Origin of the sequence: Cronobacter dublinensis subsp. dublinensis LMG 23823 (assembly GCF_001277235.1) — a bacterium.
In the GTDB taxonomy this organism is placed as follows: Bacteria; Pseudomonadota; Gammaproteobacteria; order Enterobacterales; family Enterobacteriaceae; genus Cronobacter; species Cronobacter dublinensis.
Map to the genome: position 1 here is coordinate 533,547 of NZ_CP012266.1, position 25,095 is coordinate 558,641.

Annotated in this window: 22 protein-coding genes; 9 read left to right on the forward strand and 13 right to left on the reverse strand. The window is 58.3% G+C overall.

Annotated elements, in window-relative coordinates; translation table 11 throughout:
- Positions 1-132: 132 nt before the first annotated feature.
- Together AFK67_RS02540 and ygjG are read right to left on the reverse strand one after the other, a co-directional pair.
- On the reverse strand, positions 133-2,151 hold the full coding sequence (locus AFK67_RS02540; protein WP_038884885.1) for an NADPH-dependent 2,4-dienoyl-CoA reductase: 2,019 nt from the start codon (positions 2,149-2,151) through the stop codon (positions 133-135).
- A gap of 177 nt (positions 2,152-2,328) precedes the next feature.
- Positions 2,329-3,726, reverse strand: coding sequence for a putrescine aminotransferase (gene ygjG, locus AFK67_RS02550; protein WP_071602795.1), 1,398 nt, complete (start codon positions 3,724-3,726; stop codon positions 2,329-2,331).
- A 410-nt stretch (positions 3,727-4,136) separates the two neighbouring features.
- Here ygjG and AFK67_RS02555 point away from each other — a divergent pair, with 410 nt between their 5' ends.
- The 3 genes from AFK67_RS02555 to AFK67_RS02565 all read left to right on the forward strand — a co-directional run bounded on the left by AFK67_RS02555 (position 4,137) and on the right by AFK67_RS02565 (position 8,736).
- Positions 4,137-5,024: a diguanylate cyclase gene (locus AFK67_RS02555; protein ID WP_007718356.1), complete on the forward strand. Its 888-nt coding sequence runs from the start codon at positions 4,137-4,139 to the stop codon at positions 5,022-5,024.
- A 193-nt stretch (positions 5,025-5,217) separates the two neighbouring features.
- Positions 5,218-6,741, forward strand: coding sequence for a methyl-accepting chemotaxis protein (locus AFK67_RS02560; protein WP_007718354.1), 1,524 nt, complete (start codon positions 5,218-5,220; stop codon positions 6,739-6,741).
- Between the two features lie 447 nt (positions 6,742-7,188).
- Complete coding sequence (locus tag AFK67_RS02565) at positions 7,189-8,736, forward strand: methyl-accepting chemotaxis protein (protein ID WP_007718353.1); 1,548 nt, start codon at positions 7,189-7,191, stop codon at positions 8,734-8,736.
- A 36-nt stretch (positions 8,737-8,772) separates the two neighbouring features.
- Here the strand turns inward: AFK67_RS02565 and AFK67_RS02570 are convergent, their stop codons facing one another.
- A complete protein-coding gene (locus AFK67_RS02570; RefSeq protein ID WP_007718352.1) occupies positions 8,773-9,306 on the reverse strand; it encodes a PadR family transcriptional regulator in 534 nt (177 codons plus the stop codon).
- Positions 9,307-9,549: 243 nt separating this feature from the next.
- Between AFK67_RS02570 and AFK67_RS02575 the strand changes: the two genes are divergently transcribed.
- Together AFK67_RS02575 and AFK67_RS02580 are read left to right on the forward strand one after the other, a co-directional pair.
- Positions 9,550-10,311, forward strand: coding sequence for a siderophore-interacting protein (locus AFK67_RS02575; protein WP_038884881.1), 762 nt, complete (start codon positions 9,550-9,552; stop codon positions 10,309-10,311).
- A 123-nt stretch (positions 10,312-10,434) separates the two neighbouring features.
- Positions 10,435-12,588, forward strand: coding sequence for a YgiQ family radical SAM protein (locus tag AFK67_RS02580; protein WP_007718350.1), 2,154 nt, complete (start codon positions 10,435-10,437; stop codon positions 12,586-12,588).
- A gap of 53 nt (positions 12,589-12,641) precedes the next feature.
- Here the strand turns inward: AFK67_RS02580 and ridA are convergent, their stop codons facing one another.
- The 8 genes from ridA to arcA form a co-directional block, all read right to left on the reverse strand.
- Entirely contained in the window at positions 12,642-13,028 is a 387-nt protein-coding gene (gene ridA / locus AFK67_RS02585; RefSeq protein WP_004388683.1) for a 2-iminobutanoate/2-iminopropanoate deaminase, read from the reverse strand.
- 73 nt (positions 13,029-13,101) lie between these two features.
- On the reverse strand, positions 13,102-13,563 hold the full coding sequence (gene pyrI, locus AFK67_RS02590; RefSeq protein ID WP_007718347.1) for an aspartate carbamoyltransferase regulatory subunit: 462 nt from the start codon (positions 13,561-13,563) through the stop codon (positions 13,102-13,104).
- Positions 13,564-13,573: 10 nt separating this feature from the next.
- Positions 13,574-14,509: an aspartate carbamoyltransferase gene (gene pyrB, locus AFK67_RS02595; protein ID WP_007718346.1), complete on the reverse strand. Its 936-nt coding sequence runs from the start codon at positions 14,507-14,509 to the stop codon at positions 13,574-13,576.
- Between the two features lie 254 nt (positions 14,510-14,763).
- Complete coding sequence (locus AFK67_RS02600) at positions 14,764-15,243, reverse strand: arginine repressor (protein WP_007754987.1); 480 nt, start codon at positions 15,241-15,243, stop codon at positions 14,764-14,766.
- 169 nt (positions 15,244-15,412) lie between these two features.
- Positions 15,413-16,816 (reverse strand): YfcC family protein, encoded by a 1,404-nt coding sequence (locus AFK67_RS02605; protein ID WP_038875051.1) that lies wholly within the window; start codon positions 16,814-16,816, stop codon positions 15,413-15,415.
- Positions 16,817-16,863: 47 nt separating this feature from the next.
- Complete coding sequence (gene argF, locus AFK67_RS02610; RefSeq protein WP_007718340.1) at positions 16,864-17,868, reverse strand: ornithine carbamoyltransferase; 1,005 nt, start codon at positions 17,866-17,868, stop codon at positions 16,864-16,866.
- Between the two features lie 61 nt (positions 17,869-17,929).
- Positions 17,930-18,841, reverse strand: a complete 912-nt coding sequence (gene arcC / locus AFK67_RS02615; RefSeq protein WP_007718338.1) for a carbamate kinase — start codon at positions 18,839-18,841, stop codon at positions 17,930-17,932.
- Positions 18,842-18,851: 10 nt separating this feature from the next.
- Positions 18,852-20,072, reverse strand: a complete 1,221-nt coding sequence (gene arcA, locus AFK67_RS02620) for an arginine deiminase (RefSeq protein ID WP_007718336.1) — start codon at positions 20,070-20,072, stop codon at positions 18,852-18,854.
- Positions 20,073-20,743: 671 nt separating this feature from the next.
- Here arcA and AFK67_RS02625 point away from each other — a divergent pair.
- Complete coding sequence (locus AFK67_RS02625) at positions 20,744-21,196, forward strand: NanQ anomerase/TabA/YiaL family protein (RefSeq protein ID WP_038884878.1); 453 nt, start codon at positions 20,744-20,746, stop codon at positions 21,194-21,196.
- Positions 21,197-21,280: 84 nt separating this feature from the next.
- On the opposite strand, the gene argF (AFK67_RS02630) is transcribed toward AFK67_RS02625, so the two are convergent.
- Positions 21,281-22,285: an ornithine carbamoyltransferase gene (gene argF, locus AFK67_RS02630; RefSeq protein ID WP_032966942.1), complete on the reverse strand. Its 1,005-nt coding sequence runs from the start codon at positions 22,283-22,285 to the stop codon at positions 21,281-21,283.
- A 163-nt stretch (positions 22,286-22,448) separates the two neighbouring features.
- On the opposite strand from argF (AFK67_RS02630), the gene rraB reads away from it, so the two are divergent.
- From rraB to AFK67_RS02645, 3 genes are read left to right on the forward strand one after another with little or no spacing between them, the layout of a single operon-like run.
- Positions 22,449-22,871 carry a ribonuclease E inhibitor RraB gene (gene rraB, locus AFK67_RS02635; protein WP_007718329.1) on the forward strand — a complete coding sequence of 141 codons (423 nt, stop codon included), beginning with the start codon at positions 22,449-22,451 and terminating at the stop codon, positions 22,869-22,871.
- 48 nt (positions 22,872-22,919) lie between these two features.
- Positions 22,920-23,699: a tRNA isopentenyl-2-thiomethyl-A-37 hydroxylase MiaE gene (miaE, locus tag AFK67_RS02640; RefSeq protein ID WP_007718326.1), complete on the forward strand. Its 780-nt coding sequence runs from the start codon at positions 22,920-22,922 to the stop codon at positions 23,697-23,699.
- Between the two features lie 26 nt (positions 23,700-23,725).
- On the forward strand, positions 23,726-24,538 hold the full coding sequence (locus tag AFK67_RS02645) for a hypothetical protein (RefSeq protein WP_038884876.1): 813 nt from the start codon (positions 23,726-23,728) through the stop codon (positions 24,536-24,538).
- Positions 24,539-24,576: 38 nt separating this feature from the next.
- Here AFK67_RS02645 and AFK67_RS02650 read toward each other — a convergent pair whose 3' ends face one another.
- On the reverse strand, positions 24,577-25,080 hold the full coding sequence (locus tag AFK67_RS02650; RefSeq protein WP_038884874.1) for a GNAT family N-acetyltransferase: 504 nt from the start codon (positions 25,078-25,080) through the stop codon (positions 24,577-24,579).
- Positions 25,081-25,095 lie beyond the last annotated feature (15 nt).

Sequence of the window (25,095 nt, forward strand, 5' to 3'; positions counted from 1 at the left end):
GAGCGCGGCTTCACCGCAAAGAAGCGTCGCCCGCGTAAAAAGGTGGGCACCCTACAACATTGAGACTCACATTGGGTGTAGGGCGGGTAAACGTAGCGCACCCGCCGCTGTTCAGACCGGTGACGGCGCGAGTTATATCGCCAGCGCCAGCGCGGTGCCCTGCGCGATAGCGCGGCGGGCGTCAAGCTCCAGCGCCACATCGCAGCCGCCTATCAGATGCACCGGTTTGCCCGCCGCGCGCAGCGGGGCTGCCAGCGCCTGCTGCGGCTCCTGACCGGCGCAGATAATCACGTTATCCACCTCCAGCAACTGCGGCTCGCCGTTGACCCTGATATGCAACCCGCGCTCGTCGATACGCTCATAACTCACCGCTGCAAGCATCTTCACGCCGCGCGCCAGCAGTGTCGCGCGATGGATCCAGCCGGTAGTCTTACCGAGGCCGTCGCCGGGTTTGCCCGCCCGGCGCTGCAACATCACTATCTGGCGCGGACTTTTCGGCAACACCGGTCCTTCCGGGCGCAGACCGCCCGGCGCATTGAGGCTGGTATCGATGCCCCATTCGACGCAAAACTCGGCGATATTCTGGCTGGTGGCTTCCCCCGGCTGGCTCAGATACATCGCGGTATCAAAACCGATGCCGCCACAGCCGATAATCGCCACGCGCTGGCCCACCGGGGTTTTATCGCGCAGCACATCGAGATAGGTCAGCACCTTCGGATGATCGATGCCCTCTATCTGCGGCACGCGCGGCACAATGCCCGTCGCCAGCGCCACTTCATCGAAATCCGCCAGCGCGTCGGGCGTGACCCACTCGTTTAGCCGCAGCGTCACCCCGGTCACCTCCAGCATCCGGCGAAAATAGCGCAGCGTCTCGTAAAACTCCTCTTTGCCGGGGATCTGCTTCGCGATATTAAACTGCCCGCCAATGTCCCCCTGCGCGTCAAACAGCGTCACCTGATGGCCGCGCTGTGCGGCGTTCACCGCGAACGCGAGGCCCGCCGGGCCTGCGCCCACCACCGCCAGCCGTTTCGGCGTCGAGGCTGGCGTCGCGATCATTTCCGTTTCATGGCAGGCGCGCGGGTTCACCAGGCACGAGGTCACTTTGCCGGCGAAAATCTGATCGAGGCACGCCTGGTTGCAGCCGATGCAGGTGTTAATCTCCGCCTCGCGCCCGCTGGCGGCTTTGGAGAGCAGTTCGGCGTCGGCCAGGAACGGGCGCGCCATCGACACCATATCGGCATCGCCCGCCGCCAGGATGGCCTCGGCGACGTGCGGATCGTTAATGCGGTTGGTCGTCACCAGCGGCAGGCGGGTCTCCCCGCGAAGCTTGCGCGTCACCCAGGTAAACGCGCCGCGCGGCACCGGGGTGGCGATGGTCGGAATACGCGCCTCGTGCCAGCCGATACCGGTATTGAGCAGCGTCGCGCCTGCCGCCTCGACGGCTTTCGCGAGCTGGACGGTTTCGGCGAAGGTCGAGCCGCCTTCCACCAGGTCCAGCATCGACAGGCGGTAAATAATGATGAAGTCCTGACCCACGCGCTCGCGCACCGCGCGCACCACTTCGACGGCAAAGCGCATCCGGCGCGCGTAATCGCCGCCCCATTCGTCCTCGCGCTGATTGGTCCGCGCCGCCAGAAACTGGTTTATCAGGTAGCCTTCCGAGCCCATGATCTCCACGCCGTCGTAACCGGCCTCGCGCGCCAGCGACGCGCACCGCGCGAAATCCTCAATCAGTGTGAGGATCTCATCATGGGTCAGTTCATGGGGCGTGAAGCGGTTGATCGGCGCCTGTAGCGGCGAGGGCGCGACGGGGCGCGGCTGGAAGCTGTAGCGCCCGGTGTGCAGGATTTGCAGCGCGATTTTGCCGCCTTCGCGATGCACCGCGTCGGTAATGATGCGGTGATGGGGCAGATGGCTGGCGTCGTCGAGCACCGCGCCGCCCTGGAGCGCCACGCCGGAAGCCGAAGGCGCCACGCCGCCGGTGACGATCAGCGCCACGCCATGACGGGCGCGCTCGGCGTAAAACGCCGCGAGCCGCTGCGCGCCGTCCGGATGCTCTTCAAGCCCCGTATGCATGGAGCCCATCAGGACGCGGTTTTTAAGCGTGGTGAAGCCGAGATCGAGCGGGGCGAACAGCGACGGATAGCTCATGATTGCACTCATCCAGTGTAAAATAATTGTTATGTGGTCGGATGAGTTAATGATTAAGCGATCGACGGCGAAAAGGGAAAGAGACAATCTGCTGATTGTGATGGCAATCAAACTTCAGGGGCGTGGAAAAAGGCGTCGCGCCTTCGCCACAGAGGAGCGAAGGCGCGTGCCTGAGGGTTAGCTTTCGGTGGCGACAGCCGCGTCCTGACGTGCGGTGCTGAGCGTCTCCAGCGCCGTGCGGGCGGCGGCGAGCACCTGTTCGCACTGCTCAATGGTCAGCGTCAGCGGCGGCTCGATACGAATGGTTTTGGCATTATTGAGCGTGCCCGCCACCAGCACGCGCTGGCGGAACATTTCGCTCGCGAAGCGGTAGCCGGTTTCGTTATCGACAAACTCAATCGCCATCAGCATGCCTTTACCGCGCGCCTCCTGTACCAGCTGCGGGTATTCACGCCCGAGCTGGCGGAAGCCGTCCAGCAGCATGTCGCCTTTCTGCTCCGCCTGGGCGGGCAGATTTTCTTCCAGCAGCACATGGATGGTGGCGAGCGCCGCCGCGCAGGCGAGCGGGTTGCCGCCAAACGTGGTGGTGTGCAGGAACGGGTTATCGAACAGCACCGAGAACACCTCTTCGGTCGCCACCGTCGCGCCAATCGGCATTACGCCGCCGCCGAGCGCTTTGGCGAGACACAGAATGTCCGGCTGCACATTTTCATGCTCGCAGGCGAACATCTTGCCGGTGCGGCCCATGCCGGTCTGCACTTCATCGAGGATCAGCAGCGCGCCATACTCGTCGCACAGCTTGCGCACCGCAGGCAGATAGCCCGGCGGCGGCAGGATCACGCCGCCTTCGCCCTGAATCGGCTCCAGGATAACCGCCGCGACGTCATCGCCGGTCTTTTTGCACTCGCCAAGCAGCTCGCGCAGCGCGTCGATATTGCCGAAAGGCACGTGGCGAAAGCCCGGCAGCAGCGGCATAAACGGTTTGCGAAACGCCGCTTTGGCGGTGGCGGAGAGCGCGCCGAGCGATTTGCCGTGGAAGGCGCCGCTTGCGGCCACAAAGGTAAATTTACCGCGCGGCGACTGATACGCTTTGGCGAGCTTAATGGCCGCCTCGACCGATTCCGTTCCGCTGTTGCAGAAGAAGCTGTATTTGAGTTTGCCGGGCGTCAGCGCGGCGAGGGTTTTGGCGAGCATGGCTCTTAGCGGATCGAGCAGCTCCTGGCTGTGCAGAGGTTGCTTGGCGAGCTGATTCTCTACGGCGGATACAACAACTGGATTACGGTGCCCCACGTTAAAAATGCCAAACCCACCCAGGCAATCGAGGAACTCCTGTCCCTGAGTGTCGACAAGCGTATTAAGACCTCCCGCCTGCCACTCTACGGCTCCGTAATCCCCGCCAGCGGTGGCTGATTTTCGATACTCTAAGAACCCTGGGTTTACATGCTGCTGGAAGTAGTCGTGGACCTCCCGGTTAAGTGCTTTCATCTCCTCATGCGTCAGCGTGCGCTTTTCGATGAGATTCAGTGCGTGCGCGGTACAGGCAAGAGCCGAGGCGCTGTTAGGTAACCTGTTCAAAATGTGCCCCTTTGGATCGCGTATCACATGATACCGATAATAAGTATTGCAGCCTTTGCGCCACATCGGCGTGAGGCATGAAAATCGGGATAAACCGCTGCGAAGCGCCGGGGAGCGCGGCATGAAATCATTCTTAAAAAACCTTTGCGGGGCTTCGTGCTGCCGCTGTCGCGCGCGTCACAGGCGGTCTGATATCGTGTTGCACCACGATGGGGCAGCCGCGCGCGGTTATCGCGCGCGGCCATGAGCGGATATTTCGCCCGGTGTGTTTCTGTATATAATTCCTGGAAAATATCTCTCTCAGGCGCTGTTTCGCCATTTACTGATTTATCGCCAGGACGTTTTTCAGGACCTTCATTAGGCTGTAGCTTTTCCCGAGGCTCCGGCGATAAGGGTTTTATGAGGTCAGCATGGATTTAGAACAGATCGATTTATCATTAAAAGAATTAAATCAGGCCGTTAAATTACATTATGAATGGACGGGTAAATTTTTAGAGCTGGCATTATTAGGCAGCGAACCAGACAACGAATTTAATGATTCACAATCACACCGTTATTGCCGGTTCTGCCAGTGGATAACGGCGCGCGCGAATATCACCTTTCGCTACGCACGCTTTATTGAGGCGATTCGCGAAACCCATAAAACGATGCACGACACCGCCCGGGTATTAATTCAGGCGATTGCCGATAAACAGGTTAACTCCACGACATTATATGCCTACCACGCCGCCCAGCAGCAGTTTGTGGCAAGCATTGATGACTATCGCCAGCAGCTGATTTCGCTGCGCAACCTCCATGACGCGCTTACCGGCCTGCCGCTGCGCCACCTGCTGTATGAAGATTTCGCCTTCCTGCATACCCGCGCCAATGAACGCGCGCTGTGGCTGCTCATCATTGATATTGACCGCTTCAAAATGGTGAACGATACGCTCGGGCATAACGCAGGCGATGACGTCTTACGTCAGGTCGCGCAGCGCCTGAAAATGGCCGCGCAGACGGGCGAGCGGGTCTATCGCTTCGGCGGCGAAGAGTTTATCGCGCTACTGGAGGCGCAGACGTCGCAGGCCGCCGCGCGGGCGGGCGTGCGCTTTTGCGACAGCCTGCGCCAGCAGCCGTTGACCGTGAATGGCGACACGCTACGCGTGACCGCGACCGGCGGGCTCACCTGCGTATTGCCAGAGGAGACGTTGCACGAGGCGATCGGTCGCGCCGATAAAGCCATGTATTTCGGGAAAAACAGCGGCCGTAACCGCTGCATCCTGGCGCATAACGATATCGCGCTTGAGACACTGGAATAATAAAAAACCGAACTACTCACCTGGAGGTATTATTGCGGATATAAATTATCGGCGGCGGTTATAAAAAAATAACGGGCCAATGCGCAAATTGCGAGCTGAATCGAATTTAACAGCTAAAGATAATTTATATATCGCCGACATAACAAAGCAGAAAAAAGAGTAACAATTGGATAACCTGCCTAAGGACGCCGTTATGTCTTCTCCCCCGTTTGTTACCCAGCGCGACGTTGCGCTCGCTAACGACACCACGCTCATGTCCACCACCGATCTGCAAAGTTATATCACGCACGCGAATGATGATTTCGTCGAAGTCAGCGGCTATTCAATCCAGGAGCTGACCGGCAGCCCGCACAACATGGTGCGCCACCCGGATATGCCGAAAGCCGCGTTCGCCGATATGTGGTACACGCTGAAACAGGGCGAGCCCTGGACCGGGATCGTGAAAAACCGCTGCAAAAACGGCGATCATTACTGGGTGCGCGCTAACGTCGCCCCGATGGTGCGTGGCGGCAAAATCACCGGCTATATGTCGATTCGCACCAAAGCCAGCGCCCAGGAGATAGCGGCGGTGGAGCCGCTTTATAAGGCGTTGCGCGAAGGCCGCAAGCCGCGTCGACTGTTTAAAGGCCTGGCGCTGCGTAACGGTTTATGGGGCAAACTGCCCGCGCTGCCGCTGCGCTGGCGGCTACGCGGGGTGATGGCCGCGCTGTTTATCGCCTGGACCGCAGTGATGGCCTGTACCGGCACGCCGCTGCTGGCACCGGTGCTGTCGGCGGCGGTGATGCTGCTTATCGGCGGCGCGGCGCTGGAGTGGCAAATTGTCCGCCCGGTCGAGGACGTCGCGCGACAGGCCCTGCGTATCGCCACCGGCGAGTCGCAAAGCATTGATCACCTTAACCGCATCGATGAAGTCGGCCTGACGCTACGCGCGATTGGCCAGCTTGGGCTGATGTGCCGCTGGCTGATGAATGACGTGTCAGGCCAGGTCAGCAACGTGCGCACCGGCAGTGAAACTCTGGCGCGCGGCAATGAGGATCTTAACGAGCGTACCCGCCAGACTGTCGTCAACGTACAGCAGACGGTGACCACCATGAACCAGATGGCGGCGTCGGTGCAGAACAACTCCGCCACCGCGGCGGCGGCGGATAAGCTCTCCAGCGAGGCGAGCGATGCGGCGCGTCTCGGCGGGCAGACGATGGAAACCGTGGTCAACACGATGGATGAAATTGCCGACAGCACCCAGCGCATCGGCTCCATCACCGCGCTGATTAACGATATCGCGTTTCAGACCAACATCCTGGCGCTCAACGCCGCCGTGGAAGCGGCGCGCGCGGGCGAGCAGGGCAAAGGCTTTGCGGTGGTTGCGGGCGAAGTGCGCCATCTCGCGAACCGCAGCGCCAGCGCGGCCAATGATATTCGCAAGCTTATCGACGCCAGTGCCAGCAAAGTGGAGTCCGGCACGGTGCAGGTGCATGAAGCGGGCCGCACCATGCAGGATATCGTCAATCAGGTGGAGAACGTTACGCGCTTAATCGGTCAGATAAGCCAGGCGACCACGGAACAGGCCGACGGGCTGTCCGATCTCACCCGCGCCGTCGCGGAACTGGACGCTATCACCCGTAAGAACGCCGCGCTGGTGGAAGAGAGCGCGCAGGTCTCCTCGATGGTCAAACACCGCGCCGGTCGTTTGCAGGATGCCGTGACGGTACTGCATTAATTTCTCGCGGTTAAAGGCGGCGCAATGTCGCCTTTTTTGATAATTATCCTCAGGTTAGATTTGGCTTTTTGTGCGCTTTTTGCCGCGCCTTACGTTGTTGCCTTATTGTTAACAATAAATTAAATAAATGTTTTTAATTTAACCCCTGATTTTCAAAGCGTTTTCCCATCTTCCTGAACCCTTTAAAAAAAGCGTCACGGGACGTTTGTAATTAATTGCGCAATTAAGTGATCTGGCGCACATTTGGCCGATCAATCGCCGCTTATTAATAGTTAATGGCTATTGTTTTTGGGGTTTATAAAAGAGAAAAACGATCAAAGTCATAAAGTTACAAAACGGCCTGACGATAACGTCCTCTGTCGATCCATGAAGGTTCGGTGGATCGCGTTATCCATTGCTGCGATTTCCGTTTCGCCAGCGCTAAATAACCCGTTCAACGGAGTGAATATGTCCATGCGCGATATTAAAATCCGCACCAAGCTTATTTTCGCTTTTGCTTTCTTTATTGTTCTTCTACTTATCAGCGCCAGTTTATCGCTCGGCAGTCTTAGCCAGGCGAATAATAATATTCAGCAGATTGTGGTTAAGGATTATCCCACTACCGTTAAAGCTAATCAGCTTATTGAGAATTTCCAGAGCTTCGTCAGCACGCAGCAATTAATGCTGATGGACGAGGATCAGCGCTGGACGCAGCAGTCGCAGGCGCAACTCAGCGCAATTAGCGGGCGCATCAGCGCGCTGCTGACGGATCTGAATAATACGCTGACCGACGACGCCTCCCGTCAGGCACTGGCGCAGATAGCCGATGTGCGTAAGCAATATCTGGCCTCGCGCTTTCGCATTCTTGACGCGGTGAAGCGCAATGACCGCAACGCGGCGATGGAGGAGATGATGTCCACCACGCTGCAACTCCAGGAAGAGTACAAATCGCGGGTGCAGGCGCTGATTAAAATTCAGGATAACCATATGCGCGCGGCGGGCGTGACGGTCGCGAGCGATTTTCGCAGCAACCGCGCCATGCTTATCTGCCTGACGCTGCTGTGCGTGGGGCTGGGCTCGCTGATGGGTTGGCTTATCGTGCGTGCGATTACGCGCCCGCTCGGTCAGGCGGTGCGTTTTGCCGGCGCGATTGCCGAAGGCGATCTGACCCATTCGGTTGAGGTGAAGAGTCGCGATGAAACGGGCGTGTTGCTGCATGCGCTGATGGACATGAAGCAGCGTTTACAGGCGATTGTGCAGGAGGTGCAGTTCAGCGCCGAGAGCATCTCCAGCGCCGCGTCGCAGATTGTCGCGGGCAACCAGGATCTGGCGGCGCGTACGGAAGAGCAGGCAAGCTCTGTAGAGCAGACCGCCGCCTCGATGGAGCAGATCACTTCAACCGTGAAAAACACCGCCGATAACACCAGCGAAGCGACGCGGCTCTCATCCGATGCGGCGAGCGTGGTGAAGCGCAACGGCGAGATGATGCAGCAGGTGACCGATAAAATGCGCGTCATTCGCGGCACGTCGGATCGGATGTCAGACATCATCAACCTGATTGACGCTATCGCGTTCCAGACCAACATTCTGGCGCTCAACGCCGCCGTGGAAGCGGCGCGCGCGGGCGAACACGGACGCGGTTTCGCCGTGGTGGCAGGCGAAGTGCGTCAGCTCGCGCAAAAGAGCGCCTCGTCGGCGAGCGAAATCCGCGCGCTGATCGAGGATTCGACCGGCCAGACGCGGGAAGGGATGGAGCTGGTCGAGAAGGCGAGCGGCCTGCTGAACGGCATGGTGACGAACGTCAGCGATATGGACGCCATTCTTCGCGAAATCGCCCAGGCGAGCCGCGAACAGACCGACGGCATTTCGCAGATCAACAGCGCCATCGGCATGATTGACACCACCACGCAGCAGAACTCCGCGCTGGTGGAGGAGTCCGTGGCGGCGGCGTCTTCGCTTAACGATCAGGCGCATAACTTAAAAGAGATGGTTAAAGTGTTCCGTCTCAGCGCCTGATGCCCTGACGGCGGTGGCCTGCCACCGCCGTTTCTCTTAATCGAGCTGCGAAATCTCCAGCGCCGCGCGGTCGATAATCCCGATAATCTGCTTTAATGTCTCCGGGCTGATTTGCGCCTGATTCACTTTTAAATCCAGCACCGCTTTCATATTGTCGAGCGCCCGTTTCATCTGCGGATCTTTACGTAGCTGATGGCCGATGGCGCGCGCCCGCATGCGCGTCTGAATATGCGCCAGCGCCTCGCGGTTCTCCTGAAGCCACGCGCGGCCCGCGTCGGTGATCGCTATTTTCTTGCGGCCATTTTCCTCTTCATGCAGCGCGATAAACCCCTGCGCCTCCAGCGCATCGAGCGTCGGGTAGACCACGCCGGGGCTTGGCGCATAGTGGCCAGCGGTGAGCGTTTCGATGGCTTTGATGAGCTCATAACCGTGGCTTGCGCCGCCGCACAGGATATCCAGCATCACCAGGCGCAGCTCGCCGTTGCCGAAAAAACGCGGACGGCGGTGGCCGTCATGACCGTGGCGGCTCTCGCGGCGGGAATGAGGGGCGTGATTGTCGTCTGAACGCATGGCAAAGTCTCCGGTAAAAACAGATATATCTTAACTATATCTTTTTTAATGGCGCACGTCTTAAAAAGGAAAGATAAAAAAATAAATTACTGATATTAATATACCTATTTTGTGTATTTGGCGCGCTGTGCGATTCTTAGTCTGGATATCTAAAAAATGCTTGCCATTTCCGTTGTTGGCAATCATTATCATTTACGACTATTTAGATATATCGAATTTACCGTTTACGTTGGCAGGTTGATAATGAATCAGACAACCCAGTTTCCGCAGCGCGTGCGTAACGCGCTGCACTTTCGCGAACTTACCGTCCTTGAGAGCAAGCGCGTCAGCGGGTTCCAGCGCGTCGTTCTCGGCGGCGACGCGCTCGCGGGCTTTACATCCCGTGGCTTCGACGACCATATCAAAGTGTTCTTCCCGCAGGATGGCGCGCCGTTTGTGCCGCCTGAGGTGACGGATGAGGGCATCGTCTGGGCAGGCGACGTGCGCCCGCCGTCGCGTGACTATACGCCGCTCTTTGACGAGGCGCGCCAGCAGCTGACGCTCGATTTCTACGTGCATGCGTCCGGCGTGGCGAGCGACTGGGCCGTGGCGGCAGCGCCTGGCGACACGCTCTGTATCGGCGGGCCGCGTGGCTCGCTGGTGGTGCCGGAAGGTTACGCCTGGCAGCTTTACGTGTGCGATGAGTCCGGCATGCCGGCGCTGCGCCGCCGTCTCGAGGCGCTTCGCGCGCAGCCGAACCCGGTACATGTCGAGGCCGTCGTGACCATTGCCGACGACTCGCTGAAGGGCTACCTGGCGCACCTAGAAAACTTTACTATTCAGTGGGTTATCGGCCATGACACCCAGGCGGTCGCCGAAAAACTGGCCGCGCTGACGGTGCCGCAGGAGGATTACTATCTGTGGATTACCGGCGAAGGCAAAGCCGTTAAGCAGTTAAGCGAGCCGTTTGAAGGGCGCGTTAACCCGCAGCTGATGCGCGCCGCGGCCTACTGGCACCGCAAATAACCGCCTCTTTCTGCGGGATCGGGCGTGATGCTTTTTTCCGCAGAATATCCCTTCTTTTTTTGTCACTTCCGGACGTATAATCGCCGCCCTTTGTCGATTTTTTGCCATTTTTCCGGAAGCACTATGAGTTCCCTGAGCCTGATCCAGCCGGATCGCGATCTGTTCTCCTGGCCCCAGTACTGGGCCGCCTGTTTCGGGCCTGCGCCCTTTTTACCCATGTCGCGCGAGGAGATGGACCAGCTCGGCTGGGACAGCTGCGATATTATTCTCGTCACCGGCGACGCCTATGTTGATCATCCGAGCTTCGGTATGGCCATTTGTGGCCGTATGCTTGAGGCGCAGGGTTTTCGCGTCGGGATCATTGCCCAGCCGGACTGGAATACCAAAGAGGATTTCATGCGGCTTGGCAAACCGAATCTGTTTTTCGGCGTGACGGCCGGGAATATGGATTCGATGATCAACCGCTACACGGCGGATCGCAAACTGCGCCACGACGACGCCTACACGCCGGATAACGAAGCGGGGAAACGCCCGGATCGCGCTACGCTGGTGTATACCCAGCGTTGCAAAGAGGCCTGGCGCGATGTGCCGGTTATCCTGGGCGGTATTGAAGCGAGCCTGCGCCGCACCGCGCATTATGACTACTGGTCAGATACCGTGCGCCGCTCGGTGCTGGTGGATTCCAAAGCCGACATGCTGATTTTCGGCAACGGCGAGCGCCCGCTGGTGGAAGTGGCGCATCGTCTGGCGATGGGCGAGCCGGTCAGTGCGATCCGCGACGTGCGTAATACGGCGATTATGCTTAAAGAAGCGCTGCCGGGCTGGGCGGGCGTTGACTCCACGCGTCTTGACACGCCGGGACGTATCGATCCTATTCCGCATCCTTACGGCGAGGATCTGCCCTGCGCCAATGGCAACACACCGGAGAAACCGGCGGCGAAAACCGTCACCGTACAGCCGCCGCGCCCGAAGCCGTGGGAGAAAACCTACGTGCTGCTGCCGTCTTATGAAAAAGTGAAGGGCGACAAAGTGCTGTACGCGCACGCCTCGCGTATTCTGCACCACGAAACCAACCCCGGCTGCGCGCGTGCGCTGATGCAAAAGCACGGCGACCGCTATATCTGGATCAACCCGCCCGCGATTCCGCTCTCGACCGAAGAGATGGACAGCGTGTTCGCGCTGCCGTACCAGCGTGTGCCGCACCCGGCCTACGGCAAAAAGCGCATCCCGGCGTATGAGATGATCCGCTTTTCGGTGAATATCATGCGCGGCTGCTTTGGCGGCTGTTCGTTCTGTTCCATTACCGAGCACGAAGGGCGCATCATTCAGAGCCGCTCGGAAGACTCCATCATTAATGAGATAGAGGCGATCCGCGACGCGGTGCCGGGGTTTACCGGTGTCATTTCCGATCTCGGCGGGCCGACGGCCAATATGTATATGCTGCGCTGCACCTCGCCGCGCGCCGAGCAGACCTGCCGCCGCCTGTCGTGCGTCTACCCGGATATCTGTCCGCATATGGATACCGATCATACGCCGACGATCAACCTGTATCGCCGCGCGCGCGATCTGAAAGGCATCAAGAAGATCCTGATCGCCTCCGGCGTGCGTTACGATCTGGCGGTGGAAGATCCGCGCTATATCAAAGAGCTGGCGACACACCACGTCGGCGGTTATCTCAAGATAGCGCCGGAGCATACCGAAGAGGGGCCGCTGTCGAAAATGATGAAGCCGGGCATGGGCAGCTATGACCGCTTTAAAGAACTCTTTGACACCTACTCGAAACAGGCGGGCAAAGAGCAGTATCTGATCCCGTATTTTATCTCCGCGCACCCCGGTACGCGCGACGAAGATATGGTGAACCTGGCGCTGTGGCTCAAACAGCGTCGCTTCCGGCTCGACCAGGTGCAGAACTTCTACCCGTCGCCGCTCGCCAACTCGACCACGATGTATTACACCGGTAAAAACCCGCTCGGGAAAATCGGCTACAAGAGTGAGGATGTGGTGGTGCCGAGAGGCGATCGCCAGCGCCGCCTGCATAAAGCGCTGCTGCGCTATCACGATCCGGCCAACTGGCCGATCATTCGCGAGGCGCTGGAAGCGATGGGCAAAAAGCATCTGATAGGCGGACGTCGCGACTGTCTGGTGCCTGCGCCGACGATAGAGGAGATGCGCGCGGCGAAACGCCAGTATCGCAAAACCCAGCCGGCGTTAACTAAACACACGCCGGTCAGCCATCAGCGTCAGACGCTGGCGAAGCCAAAGAAAACGGCGCGCTGAGCCCATAAAAAAAGCACCGCGAGCGGTGCTTTTTCTTTTCACGGGAGCGACGCTTAGCGACGAACCGCGATCGCTTCGATTTCGATTTTCACGTCTTTCGGCAGACGGGCGACTTCCACGCAGGAGCGCGCCGGGAAGGTGGCGTTATGCTCGGTGAAAAACGCTTCGTAGGTGGCGTTAACCGTGGCGAAGTCGTTCAGATCTTTGACGAATACCGTGGTTTTCACGATATCGCCGACTTTCAGGCCTGCGGCTTCGATAATCGCTTTCACGTTATCGAGCGACTGGCGCGCCTGGGCGGCGATGTCGTCCGGCACGCTGCCGGATTTCGGATCCACCGGGATCTGCCCGGAGGTGATAACCATGTTGCCCAGATCGACGGCCTGAACGTAAGGGCCGATAGCGGCGGGTGCATTTTCCGTGGCGATAGTGCGGGACATAATTTCTCCTGAAGTTAACAGCGGTAAGGCTCCCGCTCATTATAGGGAGCCGTAAAGCCTTTGCCAGCCACAATTAATCCGCCAGCACGACGTGACGGGCGAACTCTTTCTCGCAATATTTGCACTTCAGTTGCACCGCCTCGCCGCGGGTTTTTACCGCGAAGCTCGACGACACCGGCTCGATGCGGCTGATGCAGTTGCCGTTCGGGCAGACCAGCACGTTCTCGATGCGGTCCGGCAGGCTCGGTTTGCTCTTGCCCACCACTTCGTAATCGTCGATGCGGTTCACCGTCGCCTGCGGCGCGTAGAGCGCGAGCTGGTTCACCTGCTCGTCGGTCAGGAAGGTGTTTTCGATTTTAATTAAATCTTTACGGCCCATCTCGCCGGAGGGCAGGTTCAGGCCGATGGTGATGCGCTGATCCGTTTCGGTAAGCTTAAACAGGGAAAGCAGCTTGAAGCCGACCTGCGCCGGAATATGGTCAATCACCGTGCCGCGGCGAATGGCTTCTACCTGAAGTTTATTGTCATGGGTCATGGGCTTCTCCTTACAGAGCTAAATCGCGATTCAGTACCAGCGCCAGCAGCGCCTGACGGGCAAAGATGCCGTTGCCCGCCTGCTGGAAATACCAGGCGTGCGGCGTTTTATCCACGTCGGTGGTAATTTCATCGATGCGCGGCAGCGGGTGCAGCACTTTCATGTTGGCGCGCGCGCCCTGGAGGTCGGCGGCGCGCAGCACAAACTGGGCCTTCACGTTGGCATATTCCGACGGGTCGAGGCGCTCTTTCTGCACGCGGGTCATGTAGAGGATATCCACCTCCTGCACCACGTCTTCAATCGCACCGTGCTGGCTCCAGGCGATGCCTTTTTCATCGAGCATATCGAGGATGTATTGCGGCATCGCCAGCGCATCCGGGGCGATAAAGCAGAAGCGGTTGCCGTTGAATTTCGCCAGCGCCTGGGCCAGCGAATGCACCGTGCGGCCATATTTGAGGTCGCCCACCATCGCGATGGTGAGATTCTCAAGCCGCCCCTGGGTCTCCTGGATGGTGAAGAGATCGAGCAGCGTCTGCGTCGGATGCTGGTTAGCGCCATCGCCCGCGTTCAGCACCGGCACGCCGCCGGAAAACTCGGTAGCGAGACGCGCCGCGCCCTCCTGCGGGTGGCGCATCACAATGGCATCGACATAGGTGCTGATAACCGAAATGGTGTCCGCCAGCGTTTCGCCTTTTTTGCCAAGCGAGGTGTTGCTGCTGTCGGAGAAACCGACCACCGCCGCGCCCAGGCGGTGCATGGAGGTTTCAAACGACAGGCGGGTGCGGGTCGAAGCCTCAAAGAAGCAGCTGGCGATCACTTTATGCTTCAAAAGCTCCGGCTGCGGGTTCGCCTTGAGCTTCGCCGCCGTTTCCAGCACCAGCTCAAGCTCGGTGCGGCTGAGATCGTTGATGGAAATAATGTGTTTTTGATAAAGCGGATTAGCCATTTCTGTCTCCTCTTCAGGCCGGCGGACAAACGCTGGACAAAAAAAAGCCCCTCATTGAGGGGCTTTTATCAGTAATTCTGGAACGGAAAGAGCAACGGCCTGGCCGTCAGCTTTCTGACGACGCGGTAAGACAAATTGTCGAACACACTGGACCATGCTTCCCTCCGGCAAATTGCCCGGCATTATACGCATGTGCGGTTTGCTGACAAGCAGGAAATGCACGCTTTGTCGCCAGGAATCGATTGCTGTGAATATTAATGCATTCTGAGTAAATAATTAATGCGTTTATGCACCAGCGCGGTGCGCTTTACGTCGCGGGGCGCTATCCAGACGATACTGCTGCCTGCCACCACGCCCAGGATCTCCGGCAGGGCGTGATAATCCAGCACTTTCGCGACCGCGCGGCCATAACCCGCCACCGTATGGACAAGGATAAACTCGCTGTTATGTTCGACGCTCACCACCATTTCCGAGATAGAGCGCGCCGCGTCGGGGGCTGGCTGTAACAGCGGATTCAGGGAATAAATTTTTTGTCCTTTGGCGTTGCGAATTTTAATCACGCCAAGCAGTTTCAGCAGGCGTGAGACCGAGGACTGGCTGATATTGTCAAACCCGTGGCGCTGCATATCGCGCCGGATCTCCTCCTGAGAGCAGTAGGTTTTATTACTGATAAGCCGCTGGCACACCGCCATCTGCTGCTGCTCTTTCCCGGAATAATCACCGTAATCCTTCATGGACCGTCACTCCTTACGTTGATGAAAGTTGAAGAAAAACGATATTGTTTTCCCGGCCCGCCTCCGGGGGAACCACAATAGCCTGATGACACGCGGGCTTTTACAGAAATGGGAGGCGTTTCATGTGGCGCGACGTCCGTGATTGACAGCGCCGCGACGCCATGAATGGCTAAAACAGCGCCCCGAGGCTGAGCACGGCCATGTTCAGCACCGTCAGGATCAGAATCAGCGGCGCTACCCATTTCAGATAACGCACATAGGGCACGCGGGCGATAGCAAGACCGCCCATCACCACGGCTGACGTCGGCGTGATGAGATTGACGATGCCGGAGGCCGACTGATACGCGGTAACCACCAGGTCGCGGCCCACGTGGGCGAAATCGGCGAGCGGGGCCATGATGGGCATCGTCAGCACCGCGAGGCCCGATGACGACGGTACCAGGAACGAGAGCAGCACTTCGAGCCAGTAGGTCACCGTGATAAAGACCGTAGTGGAGAGCCCGGTCACCAGGTTTTCAGCGCTGTGCAGAATGGTGTGCGTGATCATGCCGTTATCCATCACCACCACGATGCCGCGCGCGATGCCGATAATCAGCGCCACGCCGAGCAGGTCCCGCGCGCCGTCAATAAAGGTGCTGGTGAAGGCCTCTTCGCTCATGCGCGCCACCACGCCGGTAATAATGGCGGCCGCGAGGAACACGCCGGAAATTTCGCCCATCCACCAGCCGCGCACCGCCACGCCGTAAATCATCACTGCGAACGAGGCGGCGAAAATCACCAGAATAATTTTACGCGTGACGGTAAACGGAATGCTGTCGCCGGAGCGGTTGCCGAGAAAATGCGCGCGGTTGGTCTCCATCAGATCCGCCACGAGCGACGAGGACGGATCCTGGCGCACGCGCCGGGCGTAGCGCATCACCCACAGCACGCAGATAACCCAGCCTATCACCAGCAGCGCCACGCGCAGTCCGATCCCGCTGGTGAACGGAATGCCTGCGGCGTTGGCGGCGATCACCGTCGCGAAGGGGTTGATGGTGGAGCCGAGCGTGCCGATGCCTGCGCCAAGCAGCACGGTGGCGGCGGCCACCAGCGGGTCGAAGCCCGCGGCCATCATCACCGGCACCAGCAGGGTGTAAAACGGCAGCGACTCTTCCGCCATGCCGTAGATGGTGCCACCTGCGGCAAACAGCGCCATCAGGATAGGGATCATCCACTCTTCTTTACCGCGCAACCGCTCCGTGACGCGCTCGATCCCGGCGTCGATGGCCCCGGTTTTATTTACCACGCCAAGAAAGCCGCCGATGATCAGCACAAACAGCGCCACGTCGATAGCGCCTGCGGCGTAGGTGACGTGGTTATAGAGGCCATCCACCGGTGCCAGCAGCACGGCGGTAATGCCCTGCGGGTGCGCATCGACGGGGGCGTAAGTGCCCGCGACCGGCACCTCTTTGCCGAGCGTGTCGTTCATCGCCATCTGGTACTTCCCGGCGGGCACCACCCAGGTCAGCGCCGCCACCAGCGCGATAAGCACAAATAAAATCGTGTAAGCGGAAGGAAATTTGAACCTGTGCATGATATCTCTCCGAAGCGGCGGGCGCGCGGGCGGCGCGCCCGCAGGGGTTATTCGCCGAGCGTCGCCACCATCACAGCTTTGATGGTGTGCATGCGGTTTTCCGCCTCATCAAACACGATGGAGCAGAGCGATTCGAACACCTCATCCGTCACCTCCAGCCCTTTGAGGCCGTAAGCGGCTTCGATGTCGCGACCGACAGTGGTGTGCTCGTTATGAAATGCCGGCAGACAGTGCATAAATTTGACGTTCGGGTTGCCGGTCGCGTTGATGACGGCCTGATTGATTTGATAAGGCTTCATCAGCGCGACGCGTTCGGCCCAGGCCTCTTTCGGCTCGCCCATTGATACCCAGACGTCGGTATAGAGAAAATCGACGCCGTCCACGCCTTCATCGACATGCTCCGTGAGAATAATGCGCGCGCCGGTGTCGGCGGCGATCGCGCGACACTGCTCGACCAGCGCTGCTTCCGGCCAGAAGGCTTTCGGGGCCACCAGGCGAATTTCCATGCCCATTTTCGCAGCACCCACCATCAGCGAGTTGCCCATGTTGTTGCGCGCGTCGCCGAGATACGCGAAGCGGATCTCACGCAAGGTTTTGCCCGGCGCGTGTTCAAGCATGGTCATCAGGTCGGCCAGGATTTGGGTCGGGTGAAATTCGTTGGTCAGCCCGTTCCACACCGGCACGCCCGCGAATGCGCCGAGCTCCTCGACAATCTCCTGCCCGTAGCCGCGATACTCGATGCCGTCATACATGCGGCCCAGCACGCGCGCGGTGTCTTTCATCGACTCCTTATGGCCTATCTGCGAACCGCTCGGCCCGATATAGGTGACCTGCGCGCCCTGGTCGAACGCGCCCACTTCAAATGCGCAGCGGGTGCGGGTGGAGGTTTTTTCGAAAATCAGCGCGATGTTTTTGCCAGTCAGCGTTTTCTTCTCGCGCCCGGCTTTTTTGTCGGCTTTGAGCGTTATAGCGAGATCAATGAGGTACTGGATCTCCGCCGGGGTGTAGTCGAGCAGTTTCAGGAAATTACGGTTTTTCAGATTGATAGTCATGATGGGATCCTTGTGGTGTCAAAGAGAGCGCCCCTCTCCCGGCTGGGGGAGGGGCGAAAACTTACTGGCGAATCAGGGTGCCTTTGTCGCCCGCGAGTATCGCCGGGCCGTCGCCCAGCGCGCCTATCCCGGCGATGCCGCCGCACTGCTCGACGAAGGCGCAGCACGCCGCCACTTTCGGCCCCATCGAGCCTGCGTCGAAGCGCAGTTCGGCAAGCTGCGCGGGCGTGACGTGCGTTAGCGGGCGCTGGGTGGGTTTGCCCCAGTCGTAGTACACCGCGTCGGCATCGGTCAGGATCAGCAGCGCGTCGGCGTGAAGCTGGCGCGCCAGCAGGGCGCTTGAGAGGTCTTTATCGATAACGGCTTCGACGCCGTGGAAGCCGTCGGCTTTCTCCACCACCGGCACGCCGCCGCCGCCGTTGCAGATAACCAGATGATCGCGGGCGATAAGCGCCTCGATGGCGTCGCTCTCGACAATCCGCTGCGGCTGCGGCGAGGGCACCACGCGGCGGAAATACGCGCCGTCGGCTTTCATCGTCCAGCCTTTTTCGGCGGCAAGCAGATCTGCCTGGGCTTTGTCATACACCGGGCCGATGTATTTGGTCGGGTTGGCAAACGCCGGGTCGGCGTCGTCCACCGCCACCTGGGTCAGCAGCACGCTGACGTCGCGCTCCGGCAGCAGGTTTTTCAGCGACTGTTGCAGCAGATAGCCGATCATTCCCTGGCTTTCGGCGCCCAGAATATCGAGCGGATAGGGCGCAACGTTCTGGTAGGCGCTGTTTTGCAGCGCCAGCAGCCCGACCTGCGGCCCGTTGCCGTGCACCAGCACCACGCGCCACTGGCGGGTGAGTTGCGCGATGGTGCGCGCCGCAAGCTCGACGTTATGGCGCTGAATATCGGCTTCCAGCGGTTCGCCGCGTTTGAGCAGCGCGTTGCCGCCAAGTGCCACCACCAGCGTAGGTTTCATTTCCATGGTGTTCTCCTTAAATGCCATCGCGTTCGAGCGGGCAACTCATGCAGCGCGCGCCGCCGCGTCCACGGCCCAGCTCGTCGCCGGGAATAGGCAGCACGGTGATGCCGGCTTTGTCATATTTCTCGTTCGTCCAGATGTTGCGCTCATAGCCAATCACCACGCCGGGACGCACGGTCAGTACGTTATTGGCGTCGTTCCACTGTTCGCGCTCGGCTTCGAAGGCGTCGCCGCCGGTCGTGATAAGCGTGATGCGATCGACCCCGAGCGCCTGCTCCAGCGCGTACACCAGACTTTTCTCCTCGCGGCGCGCAAGACCGCCGCGCCCGTCCGGCGTTAAGGTCCAGCACTTCACGTCGGGGCGCACCACTTCCGGGTAGACAGAGAAAATGTCGACATCGATATGCGTCATCACGGTGTCGAGATGCATACAGGAGCGGTGTTTGGGTAATTCGACGGCAATGACGCGCGTTGCCTGCTGGTGTTTAAAGAGGGCGCCTGCCAGAAATTCCACACCCTGCGGTGTGGTGCGCTCGGACATGCCGATTAATACCGCGCCGCGACCAATCACTAATACATCGCCGCCCTCCAGTGTTGCATGGTCATAATTAATATTCTGGTCGCCAAAATATTTAATAAATTCGCCATCGGCGAAGGCCGGATGCCAGCGATAAATCGCCCGCAGATTATTAGTCTCGCGCTGACGGGCCTGTTTAGCCATCGGGTTAATCGATACGCCGTTATATATCCAGCAGGAGGTATCGCGGGTGAATAAATGATTCGGCAGCGGCTCCATAATAAAATCATTGGCAGCGTGCGTATCCACCACCATATTATGAATCGAGGCCGGGATTTCGCTGAAGGTCAGGCCGCCGCTTAAGCGGCGCGCCAGCTCCCGATGCGGTAAGTCGGCGAGCCAGCCGCGCACGTCAGCGGCGAAAGAGGGGCCGAGGCGGTACTCGGAAACCTGCGTCTCCAGCAGCCAGGCTTTGGCTTCGGGAATATCCAGCGTGCGGGTGAGGAGATCCGTCAGTAATAATACTTCCACGCCCTGGTCACGCAGCGTGCGGGCGAAAATATCGTGCTCTTCACCGGCGCGTTCCACGGATAATACATCGTCGAAAAGTAACTCCTGGCAATTAGACGGCGTCAGTCGTTTCAGGCTTAAATTAGGTCGGTGCAGCATGACGCTGCGTAACTGACCAATTTCCGATCCCACGTAATGCTTTTCCATATTTTATTCCTTGGCTGATTTCAGAATAAAAGCGGCGGCGTTATGCATAAGGTATTCGCATAACCAGTTACCGTGCAGATTGAACTCGGAATAAATAGTAATGGAGTGCCGCTTTTACTTTGTGATGAAAATCACGCCGAATCAGATGAATTCATTATTCCAACGGAATGATGATTTATTTCATGGAAAGTTTAATTAATTTGCCGGGGGATATGAATCGCTACGCAGAAAATGCAGCGCTTATGCGGCGTTGTTAATGAGTTGTATTTGGTTAATAAATAAGCTCAACATTAATGTACTGATAAATAAGGTTTTTTATTTTCTGAAAAGATGGTTATGCAATTGCCGTGGAGATTTATTTTGCAGAAGAGAAAATAAGATAAATAAATATGACGCCGCCGCGCTTGTTTGTCGTGAAAGCAAAACGTGACCGCATCGCCTTTTTTCAAATAAACGATTTTAAATCAACGGGTTATAACGATTCTATGAATACTATTTGCCGGGGTTATGCATAAAAGCTGCATAAACGTCGGGCGAGCCATAACAAGGCTGTAACGACTGATGAGATAACCATGCGCTAAAACAGGTTTCCTACATAAAGCAGTGGCGGGCCGTCGCGATTGCTCGTATAACACGTAAAATGAAACGGCGTTTTATATGAGGGTTTGACAATGATTATCGGTAATATTCACGCGTTGGGTGCCTGGCTGCCTGCGCCGTTCCGCGAGGCGATTGAGCAGGTGAAGCAGCAGGTAACGGCACAGACAGCGCCTGGTAAGTACGATCTGGATGGCAACCGGCTGTTTTTCCTGCTCTCTGAAGACTCGACCGAGCCGCTGGCGGACCGCCGCGCCGAGTATCATGCGCGTTATCTGGATATTCAGATTGTGCTGGCGGGCCGCGAAGGGATGACCTTCAGCACTCTGCCGCCGGGCGCACCCGACACCGACTGGCTGGCGGATAGAGATATTGCCTTCCTTCCCGAAGGCGCGCAGGAGAAGACGGTGGTGCTGGAAGAGGGAGATTTCGTGATTTTCTGGCCGGGCGAAGTACATAAACCGCTGTGCGCCGTGGGCGGCCCCGCGCCGGTGCGCAAAGCCGTCGTGAAGATGTTGATGGAATGAGTTACAGAGGGAATGAGCTACAGAGGTGGGTAAGCGTAGCGCACCCACCATCGCGGCCTCTCCGCCACCCAAAACGCGGATGCCTTACTCGGACAGCGTCGCCACCATCACCGCTTTAATCGTATGCATCCGGTTTTCCGCCTGATCGAACACGATACTGTGGGCGGATTCGAACACTTCGTCGGTCACTTCCATGCCGCCTTTCAGGCCATGCTCCTGCGCCATCTGTTTGCCAAGCGTTGTTTGATCGTCATGGAACGCCGGCAGACAATGCAGGAATTTCACGTCCGGGTTGCCGGTGAGCGCCAGCATCTGGCTGTTAACCTGATAAGGCCGCAGCAGCGCGATACGCTCCGCCCATTTCTCTTTAGCCTCGCCCATCGATACCCAGACGTCGGTATAGATGAAATCCGCGCCCTTCACGCCCGCGGCGATATCTTCGGTTAAGGTGATACGCCCGCCGGTCTCTTTCGCGAGCGCCTGGCACTCGGTCACCAGCTCCTGCGCAGGCCAGCAGCTCTGCGGCGCGACAAGACGTAAATCCAGGCCCATCAGCGCGGCGGCTTCCAGCATCGAATTACCCATGTTGTTGCGCGCGTCGCCCGCGTAGACCAGCGTCATCTCGCTGAGCGCTTTACCCGGCAGATGCTCCTGCATGGTCAGCAGATCCGCCAGCAGCTGGGTCGGGTGAAACTCGTCGGTCAGGCCGTTCCACACCGGCACGCCAGCGAACTGCGCCAGCGTTTCGACGATTTCCTGACCAAAGCCGCGATACTGAATGCCGTCATACATCCGGCCCAGCACGCGGGCAGTATCCTTAATTGATTCTTTATGCCCAATCTGGCTGCCGCTCGGGCCAAGATAAGTGACGCGCGCGCCCTGGTCATATGCGGCAACTTCGAAAGAGCATCGCGTGCGGGTTGAGTCTTTTTCGAAGATGAGCGCAATATTTTTCCCGGTAAGTTTTTGAACTTCAACGCCGTTTTTCTTATCGCTTTTAAGCTTCGCCGCCAGCGCCAGTAATGAATGGATTTGGGCGGGCGTAAAATCGAGCAGTTTTAACAAGGACTTCTGGTACAAGGCGGACATGTTTCCCTCACTGGCTTACGCCACTTATTGAATTAAAATTCAACATATATGAATGAATATTCATTTGCAACCCCTCGTGTTAAAACTTTGCGGTCAAAGGTGGAGGCATTCCCGATGGTGTGTGAAAATAGAAGGTATCTGCCGACACACTGAGGAACGAGCCATGGCAAACCCGGAATTACTGGAAGAGCAGCGCGAAGAGACGCGTTTGATTATTGAAGAGCTGCTTGAAGATGGCAGCGATCCTGACGCGCTGTACACGATTGAACACCACTTCTCGGCAGACGATTTCGATACGCTGGAGAAACTGGCGGTGGAAGTCTTCAAATTGGGCTATGAAGTCACCGATCCGGAAGAGCTGGAGCTGGAAGAAGGCGGCGAAACCGTTATCTGCTGCGACGCGCTGAGCGAGTGCGCGCTGAACCCGGAACTTATCGACGCGCAGGTTGAGCAGCTGATGAATCTGGCGGAAAAATTTAACGTCGAATATGACGGCTGGGGCACCTATTTCGAAGACCCGGACGGTGAAGGCGACGACGAAGACGACGAAGGCATGGATGAAGACGACGACGGCGTTCGTCACTAAGTCGCACTATGCGGCAGCCTGGCGCTGCCGCAGTTCAGGAACCCCCGCATGAATTACGACGCACTCCTTCTCCCCGTTAAAAATTTCCTTCACTGCGCGACCCCGCAAGCCTGGATAGATGAAGCCAGAGCGCCGGAAAACCTGCCGCTGCTGCTGACCGACCACATGATTTGCGAGCTGAAAGCCGCGCAAACCGCGATGCTGCTGATTCGCCGCTATGTCGCGGATAAAAGCGGCTCGGACGAGCTGCTCGGCTGGCTGAAACCGTATGAAGACTTCACCTATCGCGAAGGGCCGGAGCCAGATTTTCTGGCGCTGCATAAGCGCATCGGCAAAAGCGTGATGCCGCAGACCGACGATCCGTGGGGCCAGGCGCTTATCGACAGCATGGTGCTGCTTATCAAAGAAGAGCTACACCACTTCTGGCAGGTGCGCGAAGTGATGCAGGCGCGTAACATCCCCTACGTGAAAATTACCGCCAGCCGCTATGCGCGCGGGATGCGGCGCGAAATGCGCACGTATGAGCCGGCGACGCTTGTGGACAAACTCATTTGCGGCGCGTATATCGAAGCGCGCTCCTGCGAGCGTTTCGCCGCGCTGGCACCGTATCTGGATGACGATTTGCAGAAGTTTTATCTGTCGCTGCTGCGCTCGGAAGCGCGCCACTATCAGGATTACCTGGATCTGGCGCAGCGGATTTCACCCGACGACATCACGCCGCGCGTGCAGGCGCTGGGCGAGGCGGAAGCGCGACTGATTAACCAGCCCGATGCCGAATTTCGTTTTCACAGCGGCATTCCGGCGCACGCGCAGACCTGCGCTGTATAAAAACTATCAATACCGAAGGGATAAAAATGAACTGGAATCATGTGTTGCTTTCCGCGCTGGTTGGCGTGGCGCTTGCGGGCATCGCCTCGACGCTTTACAAGAAAGGCAAAGTCAACAAGCTCGCCGCCATTGCGATTTTCGTGGTCGGCATTGTGCTGTGGAACATCGCGGATATCGCCTGGCTTAAAGGCAGCAAGGCAACGTCTCCTGAGCAGGGTTTTGATGAAGCATTTAGCAGCATGCCGGTGTATGCGCTTATCAAAGAAAAAGATCCGGCGTTTTACGCGCGCATGCGAAACCAGGCGGTTGAGATGGTGAAGCAGGGCAAAACGGAGCAGGAAGTTATCGATATGATCCAGCCGCAGATGGCCGATCTGGAGATGAAGCGGATCCAGTTCGCGCCGGATACCGACGTGATGGCGTATATGCGCGTCAATATGGAGCAGACCCGCGAAATGCAGCAGCACAGCGACGACGCCTGTTTCCGCTTCCTGATGCCGCAGGTGAAAGGCGGCGTTAACCCGGTCAAGCTACTGTCAAAAGAGGTCATTGCGAAGCGGATGGACGTCGAGCTGAAGCTGCTGTCGGCAAGCTACGGTCCGAACACGCATAAAGTTACCGCCGAAGAGCAGAAGCTGGCTGAAGAGACGCTGGCCCCGATTGGTCAGGCGCTGGCGGCCAAATATGGCGACACGATTGACGTTTTTACCGACCCGCAAAAAGGCGTCGGCAAGGAAAAAGAGGTCTGCAATATGGTGCAGGAGCTCTGGCATAACGTGCTGGCGCTGCCGCCGGAAAAAGCCGGGCCCGCTATCCGCATCTCCATGCAGCAAGAATAAAAAAAAGCCGGGTTATCCCGGCTTTTTTATTTCGGCGCTCAGAGCGTTTTTAACATTCGCACTTCGCAGTCCACATGCCCCGTGCAGCCGAGCGGCTCTGAAATATGCATAAAGCCGAGACGCTCATACAGCGCGATGGCTTCTTTTAAAAACGCGGTGGTTTCCAGGTAGCACCGGCGATACCCCTGCGCGCGGGCGAATTCCAGCGCCTGGAGCGCCAGCTTTTTGGCAAGCCCTCTGCCGCGCGCGGCAGGCAGAAAATACATTTTTTGCAGCTCGCAGAGGTCTGTTTCGCTACACGCCAGCGGCGCGATACCGCCGCCGCCTACGACTTCGCCATCGAGTTCCACTACCCAGTAAGCGTGGCCCGGCTTGCTGTATTGCGTGTAAAGCACGTCGAGATTCGGGTCCGCGACCGTGTAGCCTTTGTCGGCGGTCAGGCCATATTCCGCGGAAACCTGGCGGATCACCCGGGCGACGGTCGCGTTATCCGCGGCCGTCATCCGGCGCATGATTATTTCAACCGGCGCCTCAACATTCATTTTCTGCTCTGATGT